General features: G+C 49.7%; 11 protein-coding genes. 2 read left to right on the forward strand and 9 right to left on the reverse strand.

Translation table 11 applies throughout. From position 1 onward, the window contains the following. The 4 genes from ABY436_RS14590 to ABY436_RS14605 all read right to left on the reverse strand — a co-directional run. The coding region (locus tag ABY436_RS14590; RefSeq protein ID WP_372739682.1) for an MFS transporter at nt 1-2,100 on the reverse strand (2,100 nt) is incomplete at its 3' end. Nucleotides 2,101-2,130: 30 nt separating this feature from the next. Continuing rightward, on the reverse strand, nt 2,131-2,382 hold the full coding sequence (locus ABY436_RS14595; protein WP_372739683.1) for a hypothetical protein: 252 nt from the start codon (nt 2,380-2,382) through the stop codon (nt 2,131-2,133). A gap of 137 nt (nt 2,383-2,519) precedes the next feature. After that, the gene (locus tag ABY436_RS14600; RefSeq protein WP_372739684.1) at nt 2,520-4,109 is read right to left on the reverse strand and encodes a BCCT family transporter; all 1,590 of its coding nucleotides are present in this window, start codon (nt 4,107-4,109) and stop codon (nt 2,520-2,522) included. A 196-nt stretch (nt 4,110-4,305) separates the two neighbouring features. Beyond that, nucleotides 4,306-4,734, reverse strand: coding sequence for a DUF3592 domain-containing protein (locus tag ABY436_RS14605; RefSeq protein WP_372739685.1), 429 nt, complete (start codon nt 4,732-4,734; stop codon nt 4,306-4,308). A 642-nt stretch (nt 4,735-5,376) separates the two neighbouring features. On the opposite strand from ABY436_RS14605, the gene ABY436_RS14610 reads away from it, so the two are divergent. After that, on the forward strand, nt 5,377-8,229 hold the full coding sequence (locus ABY436_RS14610; protein WP_372739686.1) for an AMP-binding protein: 2,853 nt from the start codon (nt 5,377-5,379) through the stop codon (nt 8,227-8,229). Between the two features lie 123 nt (nt 8,230-8,352). Beyond that, complete coding sequence (locus ABY436_RS14615) at nt 8,353-9,195, forward strand: alpha/beta hydrolase (RefSeq protein ID WP_372739687.1); 843 nt, start codon at nt 8,353-8,355, stop codon at nt 9,193-9,195. A 259-nt stretch (nt 9,196-9,454) separates the two neighbouring features. Here the strand turns inward: ABY436_RS14615 and ABY436_RS14620 are convergent, their stop codons facing one another. The 5 genes from ABY436_RS14620 to ABY436_RS14640 form a co-directional block, all read right to left on the reverse strand. Further along, nucleotides 9,455-10,336 carry an electron transfer flavoprotein subunit beta gene (locus tag ABY436_RS14620; protein ID WP_372739688.1) on the reverse strand — a complete coding sequence of 294 codons (882 nt, stop codon included), beginning with the start codon at nt 10,334-10,336 and terminating at the stop codon, nt 9,455-9,457. Next, a complete protein-coding gene (locus ABY436_RS14625; protein ID WP_372739689.1) occupies nt 10,326-11,675 on the reverse strand; it encodes an electron transfer flavoprotein subunit alpha/FixB family protein in 1,350 nt (449 codons plus the stop codon). Before ABY436_RS14625 ends, ABY436_RS14620 begins: the two co-directional genes overlap by 11 nt. Next, entirely contained in the window at nt 11,675-13,585 is a 1,911-nt protein-coding gene (locus ABY436_RS14630; RefSeq protein ID WP_372739690.1) for a (Fe-S)-binding protein, read from the reverse strand. Before ABY436_RS14630 ends, ABY436_RS14625 begins: the two co-directional genes overlap by 1 nt. Before the next feature lie 231 nt (nt 13,586-13,816). Further along, on the reverse strand, nt 13,817-15,892 hold the full coding sequence (gene dgcA / locus ABY436_RS14635; RefSeq protein ID WP_372739691.1) for a dimethylglycine demethylation protein DgcA: 2,076 nt from the start codon (nt 15,890-15,892) through the stop codon (nt 13,817-13,819). 82 nt (nt 15,893-15,974) lie between these two features. Next, nucleotides 15,975-16,347: DUF5943 domain-containing protein (locus ABY436_RS14640; protein ID WP_372739692.1), on the reverse strand; the 373-nt coding region annotated here is incomplete at its 5' end.

Consider the following 16,347-nt stretch of genomic DNA (forward strand, 5'->3'; position numbering starts at 1 on the left):
GCTACTCGCTATCTCAGATGCCACTTCAGCGGCACTACCCGGCACAGCTTCTACCACCGCCACCGCCATATCCAGAGCTTGCTCCGGGGCCGCTTCTGCCAGCCTTGCCACCAGCTCAACTGTGTTGTTGTAATCATCTGTTGACTCTTGTGCCCACTCTTGACTACGGACCTCTTTGCCGGCTTGATACTTTACTCCTGCCAAGCCCCGTTCTGGTGTATCCGGTTTTTCTGCCGCGCTGGCTTCTTCATCGGTTTCACCTATATTACTGGCCAGGTACTCTTCAGCCACCAGCACAGCTGATTCTGGTATCGCGTCAACCATCGTGACAGCCACATCCAATGCCTGCTCCGGTGCGGCCTGCCATAATTCAGCAGCAATACTGGCAGCATCTTCTTCACTCGTGTCATTTTCCCGGTCTGCCGGACGAACGGCTTCATGCTCTTCCGCCAATACCTGCGCATAATATTCTGCTACTTCCGCTACCGATTCAGGCGCATATTTAACAGCCACTCTCGCCATCTCTATACGATGATCGGGTAAAGCACGACCAATTTCTGCAGCAACAGAAACCACTTGCTCCGGATACCACTCAGCTAACTTAGAGACTAATTCATAGGCCAGTTCAGGGTGCACGGTAACCACCGCACGGGTAACAGCGAGTATTTGATCAGGTACCGCTTCTTTCATCACTTCGTACAAACGCAGCACGTTTATGCCAGGAACTGTCGCCACAGCGGCAGCCACCTCAACGCCTAGCATCGGATTTGCCATCGCTATAGCACGCGCCATTTTAACAGCAGCGGCGGGATCGGTTTCTGCAATGGTTGCTGCAGTTTCTGCTTCTGAACTCAATGCATGCTGATGTTCGACATATTCAGTACGCGGATCAAGATCAACGGATGCGGTAATAGAAACACCTTGCATTACAAAGTGTTCCTGTTCTTCTACCGGTAGTGCATCACGCACAGCCATGCGATACATAACAAAGCCGCCTAGCAGCAGTTGGATAAATGCCACAAAATAAAAGAGCGACGCATTGCCAAATTTATCCATAGCGATGGAAGCCGTATAAGGGCCAAGGATACCGCCAATCGAGAAGGCCAGAATCATGCTTCCCATAGCCGCAACCATCTGGTTTTGGCGTAACTTGTCAAACGCTTCAGAGATACTCAATGGATAGGTACAAGCGATAATGCCGCTGGTGATCGCAGTACCTAAGAATACCGCCCAGAATATCTCTTGAGAGGCGAGTACCGGCACGGCAAAGTCAGCCACTGCCGATATAAACAGTAGAACCGCTAATACTGAACGACGGTCAAATTTATCCGAGAGATAACCAACAGGAAACTGCAGTAAAAAAGCCCCTAAAATCGCCGCTCCCATATAAAGTGATAACTGAAAAGAAACGATGCCATAATCTTTAGCGAACACCGGCAACAAGTTAAAAATGGCGGAATAGATCACACCGGAAGCCAAACAGCTGACGACCCCAAGCGGAGAAATTTTATACAATGCAAACAGTGACATTGAGCTAACTTCTGAAATCACTGGACCATTATTGCGACTTAACACCATTGGAATCACCGCAGCACACAGGAGTATGCCACCAAAAACGAATAGCGCGGAGCCTTCCGGGCTGGCAAAATTCATAAAAAACTGACCAAAAAACAAACCACTTAAAACAACTGCATTATAAGTCGCTAAGACTTTACCGCGTGTTTCTTTTGTCGAACTGTCACTCAACCAGCTTTCCATAGCAGTAAACGCGCAGGCATTACAAAAGCCCAATACAATTCGCATTACCCCCCACAAAAGCGGGTCAGAATAAAGACTACAAATCAGAATACTTACTGCACCTAATGCAACACATCCGGCAAACACACGAATATGCGCCGCCCGTCTAATCAGGTTTTTACTGTAGATAGCACCCAGTAGCATGCCCACAAAATAGAGCGACAATACCGTACCAATAGTGTTCGTATTGACACCATCTAAACTCATTCTGACGGGCAACAGGACATTGATCAGGCCATTTCCTAAAAAAAGGATAAAGCAACTGATAAAGAGGGAAATAAGTGGTAGTAAGGTTGTTCGCACGTGTAAATGCTCTCTAATACACTAAAAAAGCTATCTGCTATTGTGTAATAAAAGCATATTCAACGCTGCTTTCACTTCGGGTAACAATAGAGATTCTTTCTGTTTAAGTTCATTGATAATCCGATTCAGTTTAGCGGCCGCATCAGGGTTATCGTTAATACAGCGCCAGTCTATAGCCGCCTGCGCACATTGCTCTGATGTCCAATCGCTTTTCACAGAAATACCAATCGATTCTAGTAAACTACAAAAATCTTCCTGATCTACCAGGTCCGCGATCATCATAAAATTGTCTCCTCTGGCAGACTATCGGACTTAACACTGATCTGCTGTATGACTAAAAAGCACGTCACAATATATAAAAAGCCGGCAAAAATGCCGGCTTTATTGTCAGGTGTGTGACCTTACCAATTACAGACTAATTAGTACACTTCACTTTTCAAACCTTTGTACAAACTCACACACATAAACAGCAGTATCAGCGTAAACGGTAAGCCCACTGTAATGGCGCCAGCCTGTAACGCAGTGAGTGCTTCAGCACCACCGCCGTATAGTAACACGGCCGCAATCAAGCCCTGTAGTACTGCCCAAAAGACACGTTGTGGCACAGGAGAATCCACCTTTCCACCGGCGGTAATAGTATCTATTACCAGCGAACCTGAATCCGATGAAGTGATAAAGAAGACCAGCACGAGAATAATTGCCAAGAGTGAAGATATTTCAGACAAAGGCAGATTTTCCAACATTTGGAACATCGCCAGCGAAACATCACCGACACCTTTTGTTAATTCCCCTATATTATTCTGAATCTGATCTAATGCACTGCCACCAAAAGCAGCCATCCATACGGCAGATACTAATGTTGGAATAAGCAGTACGGCCGTCAGGAATTCACGTACCGTCCGGCCTTTTGAGATACGCGCAATAAACATTCCTACAAATGGCGACCAGGAGATCCACCAAGCCCAGTAGAAGACTGTCCAGCCGTGGTACCAGGTTTCATCTTCGCGCCCTACCCAATTACTCAGTGGAATAATGTTTTCTGCATAACTGCTCAGAATACCGAAGAAATTACCCAGAAATCCGCTAATAGATCCCGCAACAATGACGAAAAACAACAGACATGCTGCAACCATCATATTGATATTACTGAGAATTTTAACGCCTCCATCAAGGCCACGCATAACCGAAAAGATCGCTATTGCAGATACCAGCACAATGATAATTATCTGCGTAGTAATATTATTCTCTACACCAAACAGAAAGCTTAAGCCCCCTGCTGCCTGGGACGCACCTAAGCCAAGGGATGTAGCCAGACCAAAGATAGTAGCCAGTACCGCTACAATATCAATCACATGACCAATCGCCCCCCATACTCGTTCGCCTAACAGCGGATAGAATGCAGAACGAATCGTTAAAGGCAAACCTTTGTTATATGCAAAGAAAGCTAATGCCAGCGCTACAACACCGTAGATTGCCCATGGATGAAGCCCCCAATGGAACATGGTTGCTCCCATCGCCACGGATGCACCTTCTGGTGTATTCGGTGCTGCATTCAATGGAGTACCGTACCAGTTGGTATAGTAGGCGACCGGTTCTGCAACACTCCAGAACATCAGCCCGATCCCCATTCCCGCTGCAAACAGCATAGAGAACCAGGACATCCGGCTAAAATCGGGCGTTGCCGTTTTTCCACCCAGCCTGATTTTGCCGACCGGCAATACAATCAAGGCCAGACAAAATAATACAAAAACGTTTCCGCCAATCATAAACAGCCAGTCAAAAGTTTCAATTGACCAGGTACGCGCCCCAACCAGCATCTCTTTTGCATTCGCCGGGAATACTAAGGCGAGAACAATAAATAACAGAATGATAAATGCACTGGTACCAAATACCGGATTATGGATATCCATCCCCATAACTTTTACATTATCTTGTCCCGCCTTGTAATCAGAGGTGTATGCCGCACCCGTCTCCACGTAGGCCGTCGCACTTCGTGCACTTTCGTTCATGGTATTACTCCGCTTTTTTTACTATGTATCATTCAGGGATGACTTTTTTGAGTTGAGTCCACCAATATCTTACGAAGAGTTGTGCTGCGCAGTGTTGCCATTTGCGACAGATCTCATCATTGAGTTGACGTTTTCGATATAAAAATAATGGAATCAAGCAGGCGGAAGTGCTAGCAACAAAAAAGCATCAGAGTGATCAGAACGAATAGTAAAAGTAGGAAATTCCCGCAGCAATAAACCCCACTCCTGCAGCGAACGCGACATAGTTTGTGAATTCAGGACTACGCTCAATCACAGCGGTTTGTGGATGATCTGGATTATAATAAACGTCAACTTCAACAACATCTTCAAAACGGGCCCGCTCTTCGTGTGTCGGGTTATTTACCGGTCTGAAACTAATACGATTGCTGGTATATGTTTGACCGGCAACGCAATATTTATAGTAGATAAAATACTGATGTTTGGGCGTACCGGTACCTTCCCTCCTTCGGATTGTGCCACGATTAATTATTGTGCCCCTCACCTTCGGCCAATCGCGGCTCTGCCATGAAAGACGTAAATATTTGCCACCCATATACAACATAGCAACACCGCCAAAAACGAGGAATAGGGGTACCATAAACATAACAACTCCATAAACGTGATTCGGGGACAGTTTACTTAACGTGATTCCGGGGACAGTTTACTTAATTCAGCCTACTCCGGTTCGAAAGTGGCCTAATTGATTTGGTACGTAGTCGACCAAACCAATTATAGGTCAGTCGTTCGGGAAAGTACCAAAACCGGTCATAGACAGTAATCCTAAAGATAACCAGCCGTATTTTGTCCTAGTTGATTCACCCGCATCACGTTAAACCCATCGTATAAAAGTACTTTGATCCGAATGGCACTAAGTTAAGCGTGCTTAGCAAACCAGATGGCAATTTTTTGCTTGTTTTTCTAACTCATCAATCGCACTACTGTGGAATTTACAGTCGGGGTATTACGGGGACAGCTTGTTGAATAAGCCTACTTTAAGCAATTAAGTAAACTGTCCCCGGAATACGCAATTAAGTAAACTGTCCCCGGAATACGCTACTTTAAGCAATTAAGTAAACTGTCCCCGGAATACCGTTATGAAAACTCTCTTTTAAAAGTGTACGGTTGGACTTGACCGGGACACTATTACGATCCAATCTGATCGTGTGTATTTCCGGATCAAATTCACGGGATGGCAAGCTTATAGGTTGGCGCTGCTATCATCAGGATTTGTGTCAGAGGAGTAAGCGTGGCAGAAAAGACTAAACAACGCTTGGATTGTACTATTGAACTGAGCACCGAAACCTTATTGGAGCAGGTACGCCAACTGGCTTCTGAGCTACATTCCCGGCGTAAGAATTTCCAGCATATAACGCTGGATAGCGCACTGGATCGTGACTTGGGCTTTGATAGCTTGTCCAGGGTCGAATTATTCCAACGCCTTGAACGTGCCTTTGGAGTCAGGCTGCCAGAGCAGATGCTGGCGAGCGCCGAGACTCCTCGCGACTTGTGGCGAGCACTAGTTACTGCAGGAGCAACAGGACGACGGGGAGTATCAAGCCCGGCCAAGCCGACAGTTGAACTGGAGGAGATGGAGGGCACGCCTCATGCGGCAGAAACCTTATTGGAGATGCTTGATTGGCACGTTCTTAGTCATCCACAGCGACCACATGTTTACCTGTACGGCGACGAAGATGAGCCGGAGGTCATCACTTACGCGATGCTGGCAGATGGTGCGCGCACTTTGGCTACTGGTTTGCAGTCGCGGGGGCTGATGCCCGGCCAAACCGTGGCCATCATGCTACCAACGAGTCGCGACTATCTGTTTAGCTTTTTCGGTATTCTGCTAGCAGGCGGCATTCCTGTCCCGATCTATCCGCCGTTGCGGCCTTCTCAAATTGAGGATCATCTGCGCCGACATGCGGGTATTCTTGCCAATGCAGAGGCGGTGTTGCTGATCACTGTGGCGGAGGCCAGCAAAGTAGCGCGTTTGCTCAAGGCACAGGTCGATACCATGCACGCGGTGGTTACCCCAGAGGAGTTGATGTCATCCTCCGGCATATATAGTGAGCTAACACCTCAACCACAAGACATTGCTTTTCTGCAATACACTTCAGGCAGCACTGGTCAGCCCAAGGGGGTGATACTGACCCATGCAAACCTGCTTGCGAACATCCGCGCCATGGGTGAAGCAGTTCAAGTCGATTCCACCGATGTCTTCGTCAGTTGGCTGCCTCTTTATCACGATATGGGACTGATTGGCGCTTGGCTAGGAAGTCTGTATTACGGTATGCCGCTGGTGCTGATGTCACCGTTAGCATTTCTGATTCATCCGCCGCGCTGGTTATGGATGATCCACAAGCACCGTGGCACTTTGACAGCCGCCCCCAATTTCGCCTATGAATTGTGTCTGAACAAGATTGAAGAGAGTGATCTTAAAGGGCTGGATTTAAGCAGTCTGCGGCGAGCCTTCAATGGTGCCGAGCCGGTCAGTCCTAACACCTTGCGGCGTTTTACTGAACATTTTGCATCTTACGGTTTCCGGGCCCGGGCTCTCGCGCCGGTGTACGGCCTGGCTGAAGCCGCGGTTGGGCTTGCCTTTCCGCCCCTTGATCGCGGGCCGTTGATTGACTCTATTCAACGAGAGCCATTTGCTTCCTCGGGTAAGGCGATCCCGGCGCTTGCATCGAATTCGAACCCGCTAGAGTTTGTTGCCTGTGGCCAGCCGCTGCCAGGTTATCAAATACGTATTGTCGATATGGCTGGTCGTGAACTTCCGGATCGCCAGGAAGGACGGCTGGAGTTCCGAGGGCCGTCCGCTACCAGTGGTTACCTTCGTAATGCTGATGCAACCCAGAGCCTTTTCGATGGGGAATGGCTGGACTCCGGTGATCTGGCTTATATAGCGGAGGGGGATGTTTATCTAACCAGCCGCATCAAGGATCTCATTATCCGTGGCGGACGCAATATCTACCCCTATGAGGTGGAAGAGGCAGTGGGAGATATTCCCGGCATCCGTAAAGGCTCTGTGGCTATATTTGGCACCCCCGATCCCAATTCTGGCACTGAACGGTTGATCGTCATCGCCGAGACCCGCGAGGTAGAACCCGATACGCTGGAATCCTTACAGAGACAGGTATATAGCGTTGCTACCGACCTGCTGAATATGCCTCCCGATGAGGCTATGCTTGCACCACTGCATACCGTGTTGAAAACGTCCAGCGGGAAAATCCGCCGTGCCGCAGTGCGCGAGCTTTATGAACAAGGCAGGATCGGAGAGCGGCCACGTGCTGTATGGTGGCAGATTATTCGGCTTGCGCTGAGCGCATGGAAGCCGCGCATGCGCAGCGCGAGGCGATGGCTGGGAGATATGACGTATGCGGGCTACGCGAAAATAATTTTTTGGCTGCTTACACCAATCACATGGTTGCTAGTCGTACTATTGCCGGGTGCGAGCTTGGGTTGGACAGTGATGCGCCGAAGTGCGCGATTGCTTTTTCGCCTGACGCGTGTGCCATTACGAGTGGAGGGTCTGGAGAATTGGCCAGATGATCAGGCCTGTGTGATTGTCGCCAATCATTCCAGCTACCTGGACGGGGTGGTACTGGCGGCTGCCTTACCCACCGAGTTTGCCTTTGTAGCCAAAGCAGAACTGGATAAACAGTTTTTTCCGCGCCGGTTTCTACGGCGCATCGGTACCGTGTTTGTGGAGCGATTTGACAAACAGCAAGGGGTTGCTGATGCCCAGCGTACCGTGAATACAATCCGCTCTGGCAGGTCCCTGATGTTTTTTCCTGAGGGAACCCTTGATCGTATGCCGGGCTTGTTACCGTTTCATATGGGAGCCTTTGTCGCCGCTGCCGAAACCGGTATGCCGGTGGTGCCAGTGACAATCCGAGGAACACGTTCCATCCTGCGTTCTGGTTCCTGGTTTCCGCGCCGCGGTGCAGTGAGTATTACTGTCAGCTTGCCAATTATGCCGACAGGAACAGACTGGGACGCAGCGGTGAAGTTACGTAATGCCGCTCGTACTAATATATTGCAGTATCTGGGTGAGCCCGATCTGGAGCGAGAGGCCCCACACATATTAAAACCATCGTAAAGGCCGACACTGGCAGGCAATCAGGTGATCAGGTGATCAGGTGATCAACATGAGTGCAGAGTAACAAAACGGAGGGTAAGCCATGTCACGATCTCTTATTACCGCAGATGACGAGTCTAACGCATGATACAGCGCCTGTTGAGCCTCATATTGCCGCTGTTGTTCGGTGTGATCCTGTTAAATGTTTTCCTGTTTTTCCTGCAAGCGTCGATGATCTTTTTCCCACTACGTGAACTACAACAGACCCCGACCGACTGGGAGCTCGATTATGAAGACGTATGGATTAACAGCGAGGATGGTCTGCGTCTGCATGGCTGGTATATTCCGCGCCAGGGTGCCCGCCAAACCGTACTCTTTTTCCACGGTAATGCCGGGAATATTTCCCACCGGCGTGAGTCCATAGAAATTTTTCACCGACTCAATCTGAATGTTTTTATTCTCAGTTATCGGGGCTATGGTGCCAGCGAGGGAAAACCTGATGAAAAGGGGCTCTACAATGATGCTCGTTCTGCCTGGCGCTATTTGACGGTGGAGAGGAAAATCAAACAGCAGGATATTATCCTGTTTGGACGCTCACTGGGTGGTGCCGTAGCAACGTCACTCGCCGCCGAGGTTAAACCTGCCGGCCTCATTCTGGAATCGACCTTTAGTTCAGCAGGCGACATGGCGGCTGTGCTGTACCCGATTTTACACTGGGTCATTTATCCCAGATACACGTTTGATACTGCAACCCGGCTACGGCAAGTTCAGATCCCGGTGATGGTCATTCACAGTGCCGACGACGAGATCATTCCGTTTCGGCTTGGACAAAAAGTATTCAGGGCCGCCAGGGAACCGAAGCAATTTGTTGAAATCCGTGGTGACCATAATGGCGGCTTTCTGCTGAGTCAACCGCAGTACCAGCAGGAGCTCGGTGCCTTCATTGGTTCATTAGCCGTTGCCGCCCCGCCACTGTTATCTCAATGAGCTTGTTTGAGGTTGAATAGCTGGCGATTCCGGGGACAGTTTACTTAATCCAACCAACTTTCAGGCCCAGATTTTCCTTTACGTAAGTTACGCTTTGTCGCAACACCTGTCATGATCTTCAGTATGCTAAAAGTCCGCTTCACGCCCTGGGGTAGTCCGTCAGATTTGATCTGGCACTGATATCCCCATATGCCAGATCAAGCCTGAGCTACTACGGCTAATTTAGAAGAAGGCATTATTAACGCCTTTTAGCGCCTCTTTAACGCATCACGCCCTCTTCCAGTAACAGATCAAAGATAGCCTGTGCCTGTTCAGCAGCAGATTGTTCTTTCATAACCTTGCCTCCCGCGCCCTGTGGCTTAGCCGTGGCGGCTTTTAAGCGAGCGGCGCCTGTTGTTGCTTTAATGACTTTCAAGCGTTTTGGCCGCTTTCGCGCCGGCAACTCTGTCCACGCATTACGCACGGCATCCACATCAGCTGGGGACGCCTTCTGATCCATGCGCGCCCTGCTCGCAGGGCCAAACGCGCTCTGACGTGGTGCCGGAGCAGCATTATCAACACTGGCAATAAACGGTAGGCGTACCGCTAAAGCCCGCCGCTGGCCTCGCGGTAATGCTTGTAGTATTTCGGCCACGCCATTCTTAATCGATACGATATTGGCAATACGCGGCACTACCGGCCACCCTAGTGCTTCACCCAACAGATAAGGCACCATGCCAGAAGACTCACCACTTTCTGAATTTACACCCGTCAGAATAATGTCCGGTGCATGTTTATAAAGGTACTCGCTCAACGGGTTTATCGCATCAGCACTGTCACACATTTGCAGCACCCGAACCGCTCCCAGACCCATGCCTGCATAGCTACGCAATGCCGCTTGCCGGGTCGCTAGCTGGGAGTCTCCGGCATGTATAACGGTTAAATTTTGCTTATCGCCTGTGGCTTCCGCCAGCACCATACCCAACTCAACAGCCCGGCCATCCTGTTCGGCCCGGCGGGCACGCCCGGAGGTCGGATGTTTACCGATTGAAATCAACGAGACTATTTTCAGGTCCTGATCCTTTAAATCAAAAGATTTCAGGTCCGGTTCTTTTAAATCCAGGCCTTTTACATCCAAAGCTGTATTCGAATCAGGCTGCATTTTCAGCTTCCTCGTTTGTGTCTTTGTTTACGCCAGTTTTTTCACTATTTTTGACGTTATTCTGACCTTGATGTGATTGCTGACGAAACGCCCCGACCAGCTTCAGTAACTCCAGCAGCACCGCCTCACTGTCACCGATCAGGCTCAGATCAGCACGTTTCACCATATCGCAGCCAGCGTCTGTATTGATCGTGATGACTTTCTCGCATTGACCTATACCCTGCATATGCTGAATCGCACCGGAGATACCTACCGCCAGATAGACGCGTGCCGTCACCCAGGTACCGGAAGCGCCGACTTGACGAAATCGTGGCATATATCCATCATCAACCACCACTCGACTTGCTCCCTCAGTGGCACCCAATGCCACCGCCGCCGTATGGAACTGGTCCCAATTTTTAATACCGTTGCCTGCCGATAAGATAAATTCGGCTTCTGCCAGTGGGATCGCATTCGGATCGACCGACACTTGCCCCTTATCTTCTAACAGCAACGAGACGATTGGAGTTGATTTCAACACCACCGGAAGCACTTCATGGCGGCTCTCATCAATAGGATTGGCGCACTCTTGCGATAATATCAGCAAGCGTGGGGTTGCCCGTGTTATATCGGTTGAACCACCTGCACCACGGCAAATCGTGGTATCCGTATTTACTTGCCAGGCATGTACGGCAGGCCGTATACCCAGACGCGCCGCCAGGCGCGATCCCAGATCAGAACCGCCATGTACACTGTCTGGAAACAACCAGTATTGCGGTGCAAAACGTGCTTCAACCTGTAGCAGTGCAGCCATCTGTTGCTCAGGGCAGTAGCCCTGATATTCGCCACTATCGAGCAACAACAAACGGTCTACCCCTGCCTTATCAAAGTTTTCTTCTTTGCATACACCAAAGGCGACCAGCATCACTGCACCTTTTGCATCGGTATCGGCCTCAATAGCTCGCACGAGTTGATGTGCCTGGCCTAACACATCTTTATCATGCGACGTTAATCGACCACCCACCATATCTGGCACAACAACCAGAGTGAAAGCAGCTTCAGCCACCTGATGCAAAGGTAACAGCGCCGCCTGCTGAGTGTTGATTGCACCACGACGGCTATTAGTCGCGTTCCCATTACCCTTAAGCCGGTCAATACGTTTGATATCGTTAGGGCCGATAAAGCCACGCGTATGCGGATTCTTACGCAACAGACCCGAAGGCCCACGAACCTCTGCCATCTGCCCGCCAGCGCTAACGGCATTACTGATATCGGCATGCAGCGGATGCAAGCGGTTACGCGCTATTCTTTCTGCACGCGGATCACGACGAAGCACGTCTGAATAATGAGTATCTGACATTAGTGCAGCTCCTCAACAAGAGACTCAAGCAGAATTTCAGCGATATCTTTTACCTGTGGACGGGGCTCAACGACCCCTTCCAGCATCGCTGTGCATTGCTGACACCCTACCGCTATCAGCTCAGCTCCTGTTGTTTGTACATCCTCCATGCGCATATCGGCAATACGACGTTCTCCCGGAATATCCGTAATCGGAGCACCGCCACCGCCACCACAACAACGCGAACGAAAACCAGAGCGTTCCATCTCAGCAATGTTAATGCCCAGTGAACGCAGTAATTCGCGTGGCGCCTCATACTCACCGTTATAACGTCCCAGATAGCAAGGATCGTGGTAGGTTACTGTGCCGCCCTTGTAGCTATTCAGTTTAAGCTTGCCGGCTTGTACTAACTCATTCAGATAAGTCGTGTGGTGCAGAACTTCAATCTTATCGAACAAGCCTTCGGCAAAATCGGCGTACTCATTACGCAAACAGTGATAAGCGTGTGGATCCGTGGTAACTATCCGTTTGAATTTATACTGACTCAGCGTTTTGATATTTCGTTTAGCCAGGCTCTGGAAGGTCGCATCATCACCCAATCGACGTGCGACATCACCGCTGTCCAGCTCTTCATCACCCAATACGGCAAAATCTACCTTAGCCGCTTTCAGCAAGGTAACAAACGCACGTAAAATGCGTTGACTGCGCATATCAAAGGCACCATCCGATACCCAGAAAACAACATCGGTTTCTTTTACATCAGCGAGTAAAGGTAAATTCTGGTCAGCCGCCCAGTTCATGCGGCTGGTTGGCGCATGACCATTAGGATTATCGGTAGCAATCAGGTTATCCAGAACTTCAGCACCTTTATTCGGAGTGCTGCCCTTTTCCATTGTCAGAAAACGACGCATATCGACAATCGCATCAACATGTTCGATCATCATCGGACACTCTTCCACGCACGCACGACAGGTGGTGCAAGACCACAGTGTTTCAGGATCAATCAACCCTTCTGTCATCGTCAGCAGTGGGCCACCATTCGCCTGGCCCACATCTTTACCCGGATAAGGACTACCCGCGTATTGAGCATCACTACCACCGGCCATGCCCACCACCATATCCTGAATTAACTTTTTAGGGTTTAGTGGCTGTCCGGCAGCAAAAGCAGGACACACGGCCTCACACTTACCACACTGTACACAGGCATCAAATCCTAATAACTGATTCCATTTAAAATCTTCCGGCTTTTGCACACCCAGCACTCGCTGACCCAGAGCCACGGGTTTAAGCCCGGTGGAACGCCCGCCGCCAAAACGCTCAGGCCGGCGATGAAATGCCAGATGCAGAGCGCCGGCAAAGGCGTGCTTCATCGGCCCGCCCCACGTCATACCCAGCAGCATTTCAGATAATCCCATCGCAATAAAAATGCTCAGAATAATCGTCAGAAGCGCACCGCCGGCACCTTCAGGTAAAACACCCGCAACGGGCAGCGTAAGAATAAAAAAAGCGCCCGAAAATGCCAGTAAGCTTTTTGGCAAACGCATCCACGGGCCTTTCGACAGGCGGCTCGGTGGATTCAGTCGACGCTTAAAAACAAACACAGCACCGACAAACATCAACGCCAGTGAAGCCAGCAATGCCCAGCCAAGAACCTGATTATTAATACCCAGCAGGTGTACCAGAATAATCATCAGCAACGACAACACAAAACCGCCACCGGTAGCCGCATGGGTTTTCGACATATATTTATCGCGTTCGACAATATCGTGCAGATCATGCAGATAACGCCCCGGCATCGCTATTAAGCCAGCGACAAAATCCACTGATTCAGGCTGACCAGCCCGCCACAAGTTAACCCGGCGAACAGCACCCACTGCGGCGAGCAGCAACGCTGTCGCGATAAGAACGGGGTTTAACCACTCAAAAGCCATAATTCACCCTCATCAAGCAGGTGGATGGGCAGTGAACTCCTGCCCTGTTATTTTTATCAGCTCCAGTTTTGAAGCTATCTTTTTAAATACGTCTGTTACCAGACGACTCTCAGAGCGTTGTGAGCGCCGATAGTGCAAGGCAAGAGTCGGCGAGCGGCGCGGAGTTTACTTTTGTAAATGAGCACCGCGAGCCGGCTATTAACACAGCAATATCAAGTGCAATAGCTCTGATCAGAGGTCTTTGCAGAGACGTAAGGCATCATAAATCGCCGCATGTGCATTACGTTGTGAGACACAGTCGCCCAGTCGCCACAAGATCATATTGCCCTGTCTCTCTTCAGCAGAGAGAGCCAACACAGGCTGCGGTGCAGCATCAAACAACGCCTCGTTGTCCAACTGTCCCTTATTGCAAGATTCCTGCTTGAGTGCGTAATACAGCTCTTCGTTAGGACGGGTTCCGTTTTCAACGACAACCTGATCAACCACCCGCTCCTCTTTCTGGCCGGTATATTCGTTCTCTAGTACGGCAACCAGGTTGTCACCTTCGCGATAAACGTTCATCAGCAGCATGTCGGAGGTCATGATCACCTCTTTTTCATACAAATTACGGTAGTAAGTCGGGAAGGTTGTACCACCGATGCCAACGCCCGGCTTGATATCATCAGTCACCAGCTCGACTAACGAGCCTTTTGAAGCCAGATAGTCTGCTGCCGACATACCGGAGAATTCACAAATGGTGTCGTATATCAGCACATTTTTGCCAGGCTCCACTTTGCCCATAAGAATATCCCAGCTGGAAACACACAAGCCTTCAGCTGCACCCCATGCTGCTTCCTGATCAATAAACGGACGACCACCCGTCGCCAGAATACAGACATCGGGTTTAAGTTCATGAATCAGATCTGTATCGGCACTTGTGCCTAACCGAACATCAACACCCAGACGTTCCACTTCCATTGCCAGCCAGCGAGTGATACCGGCCATCTGATCACGCTGCGGCGCTTTAGCCGCAATCACAATCTGGCCACCCAGCTCTTCTTCTTTTTCAATAAGCGTCACATCATGCCCGCGCTCTGCGGCTACACGTGCGGCTTCCAGACCGCCCGGGCCACCACCGACCACCACGACTTTGCGCTTAATACCGGTTGTTTTTTCAATAACGTGTGGCATTCCCATATGTTCACGAGACGTTGCAGCGTTCTGAATACACAGTACATCTAACCCCATGTATTGACGATCGATACAATAGTTAGCACCGACACATTGGCGAATCTGATCAACCTGGTCATTTTTAATTTTGGCAATGATATGCGGATCGGCAATATGCGCACGCGTCATACCCACAAAATCAACATAACCGGCTTCCAGGATACGTTTCGCCTGATTGGGATCTTTGATGTTCTGCGCATGAATAACCGGTACGTCCACTACTTCTTTGATACCGGCCGCCAGATGCAGGAATGGCTCGGGTGGATAGCTCATATTCGGAATAACGTTTGCCAGCGTATTGTGTGTATCGCAACCAGAACCCACCACGCCGAAGAAATCCAGTAAACCGGTATCGTTATAGTACTTAGCAATTTGTTTAAGATCTTCGTGGCTGAGACCGTCCGGGTGAAATTCATCGCCACACATACGCATACCGACGACAAAGTCACGGCCTACTTCTGCACGTACCGCTTTAAGTACTTCGATACCAAAGCGCATACGGTTTTCCAGACTACCACCCCATTGGTCAGTACGCTTATTGACCCGCGGCGACCAAAACTGATCGATCATATGCTGATGTACGGCAGACAGTTCTACGCCGTCCAGCCCTCCCTCTTTGGCACGACGTGCAGCCTGGGCAAAATCACCGATAATGCGCCAGATATCTTCTTCTTCTATCGTCTTACAGGTAGCACGGTGAACGGGCTCACGAATACCGGAAGGAGACATCAGATTAGGCCAGTCACCACCATCCCAACGCGAACGACGTCCCATATGGGTAATCTGAATCATGATTTTTCCGCCGTGCTTATGCACCGCGTCAGCCAAGTTCTGAAAATGAGGGATAATACGATCAGTCGACAGGTTAACTGAGCTCCACCAATTCTGCGGGCTGTCGATAGATACCACACTGGAACCACCACAGATTGACAGGCCGCAACCACCCTTGGCTTTCTCTTCGTAGTACTTTACATAGCGTTCAGTCGTCATACCGCCGTCGGTTGCATAAACCTCAGCGTGAGCGGTACTGACGATACGATTACGGATAGTCAGCTTATTAATTTTAAGCGGTTCAAACAGGATATCAAACTGGGACATGATCGGACCCCACCTTTAGATTATTAACCCGTTATCCAATGCTGTTTTACAGCCCGATAAGCGGTTTTGATTTTATTATTGGTTATAATGGAGTGACTTCAAAATACCCGACATCACAGCCATCTTCTGCAGCGCACTGAGTCTGTACCGCTTTAGTGCGTACGGCATAACCCAGGCTTTCGGCGATCTGATCCATTGCACCGGCAAACCAACCCGTGAACATGTAATCAACCTTACGATTAACTTTGCCGTATTGATAAACGAAGGCAGAGTTTTCCAGCCGAACTGTGGCAGTACCTTTTTCAAGATCCAGCGCTTCAGTAATAAAGAAACCCCAACCGCGTTGAGACAGGCGTTTCATGTAATGCTCGAATACATCCGCACCTGATATAGCGTGTTCCGCCGCTTCTTTCTCACACCAGTAATGTGCCGACTTATACCCGGCTTTATAGAGA

It is taken from the genome of Neptunomonas sp. (assembly GCF_041601355.1).
Classification (GTDB): Bacteria; Pseudomonadota; Gammaproteobacteria; order Pseudomonadales; family Balneatricaceae; genus Neptunomonas.

What these genes read in the sequence shown, in the direction of transcription:
- ABY436_RS14600 (WP_372739684.1), bottom strand. Translation starts at nt 4,109, where the DNA reads ATGAACGAAAGTGCACGAAGTGCGACGGCCTACGTGGAGACGGGTGCG.
- ABY436_RS14605 (WP_372739685.1), bottom strand. Translation starts at nt 4,734, where the DNA reads ATGTTTATGGTACCCCTATTCCTCGTTTTTGGCGGTGTTGCTATGTTG.
- ABY436_RS14630 (WP_372739690.1), bottom strand. Translation starts at nt 13,585, where the DNA reads ATGGCTTTTGAGTGGTTAAACCCCGTTCTTATCGCGACAGCGTTGCTG.
- ABY436_RS14615 (WP_372739687.1), top strand. Translation starts at nt 8,353, where the DNA reads ATGATACAGCGCCTGTTGAGCCTCATATTGCCGCTGTTGTTCGGTGTG.
- ABY436_RS14620 (WP_372739688.1), bottom strand. Translation starts at nt 10,336, where the DNA reads ATGCAGCCTGATTCGAATACAGCTTTGGATGTAAAAGGCCTGGATTTA.
- ABY436_RS14625 (WP_372739689.1), bottom strand. Translation starts at nt 11,675, where the DNA reads ATGTCAGATACTCATTATTCAGACGTGCTTCGTCGTGATCCGCGTGCA.
- dgcA (WP_372739691.1), bottom strand. Translation starts at nt 15,892, where the DNA reads ATGTCCCAGTTTGATATCCTGTTTGAACCGCTTAAAATTAATAAGCTG.
- ABY436_RS14595 (WP_372739683.1), bottom strand. Translation starts at nt 2,382, where the DNA reads ATGATGATCGCGGACCTGGTAGATCAGGAAGATTTTTGTAGTTTACTA.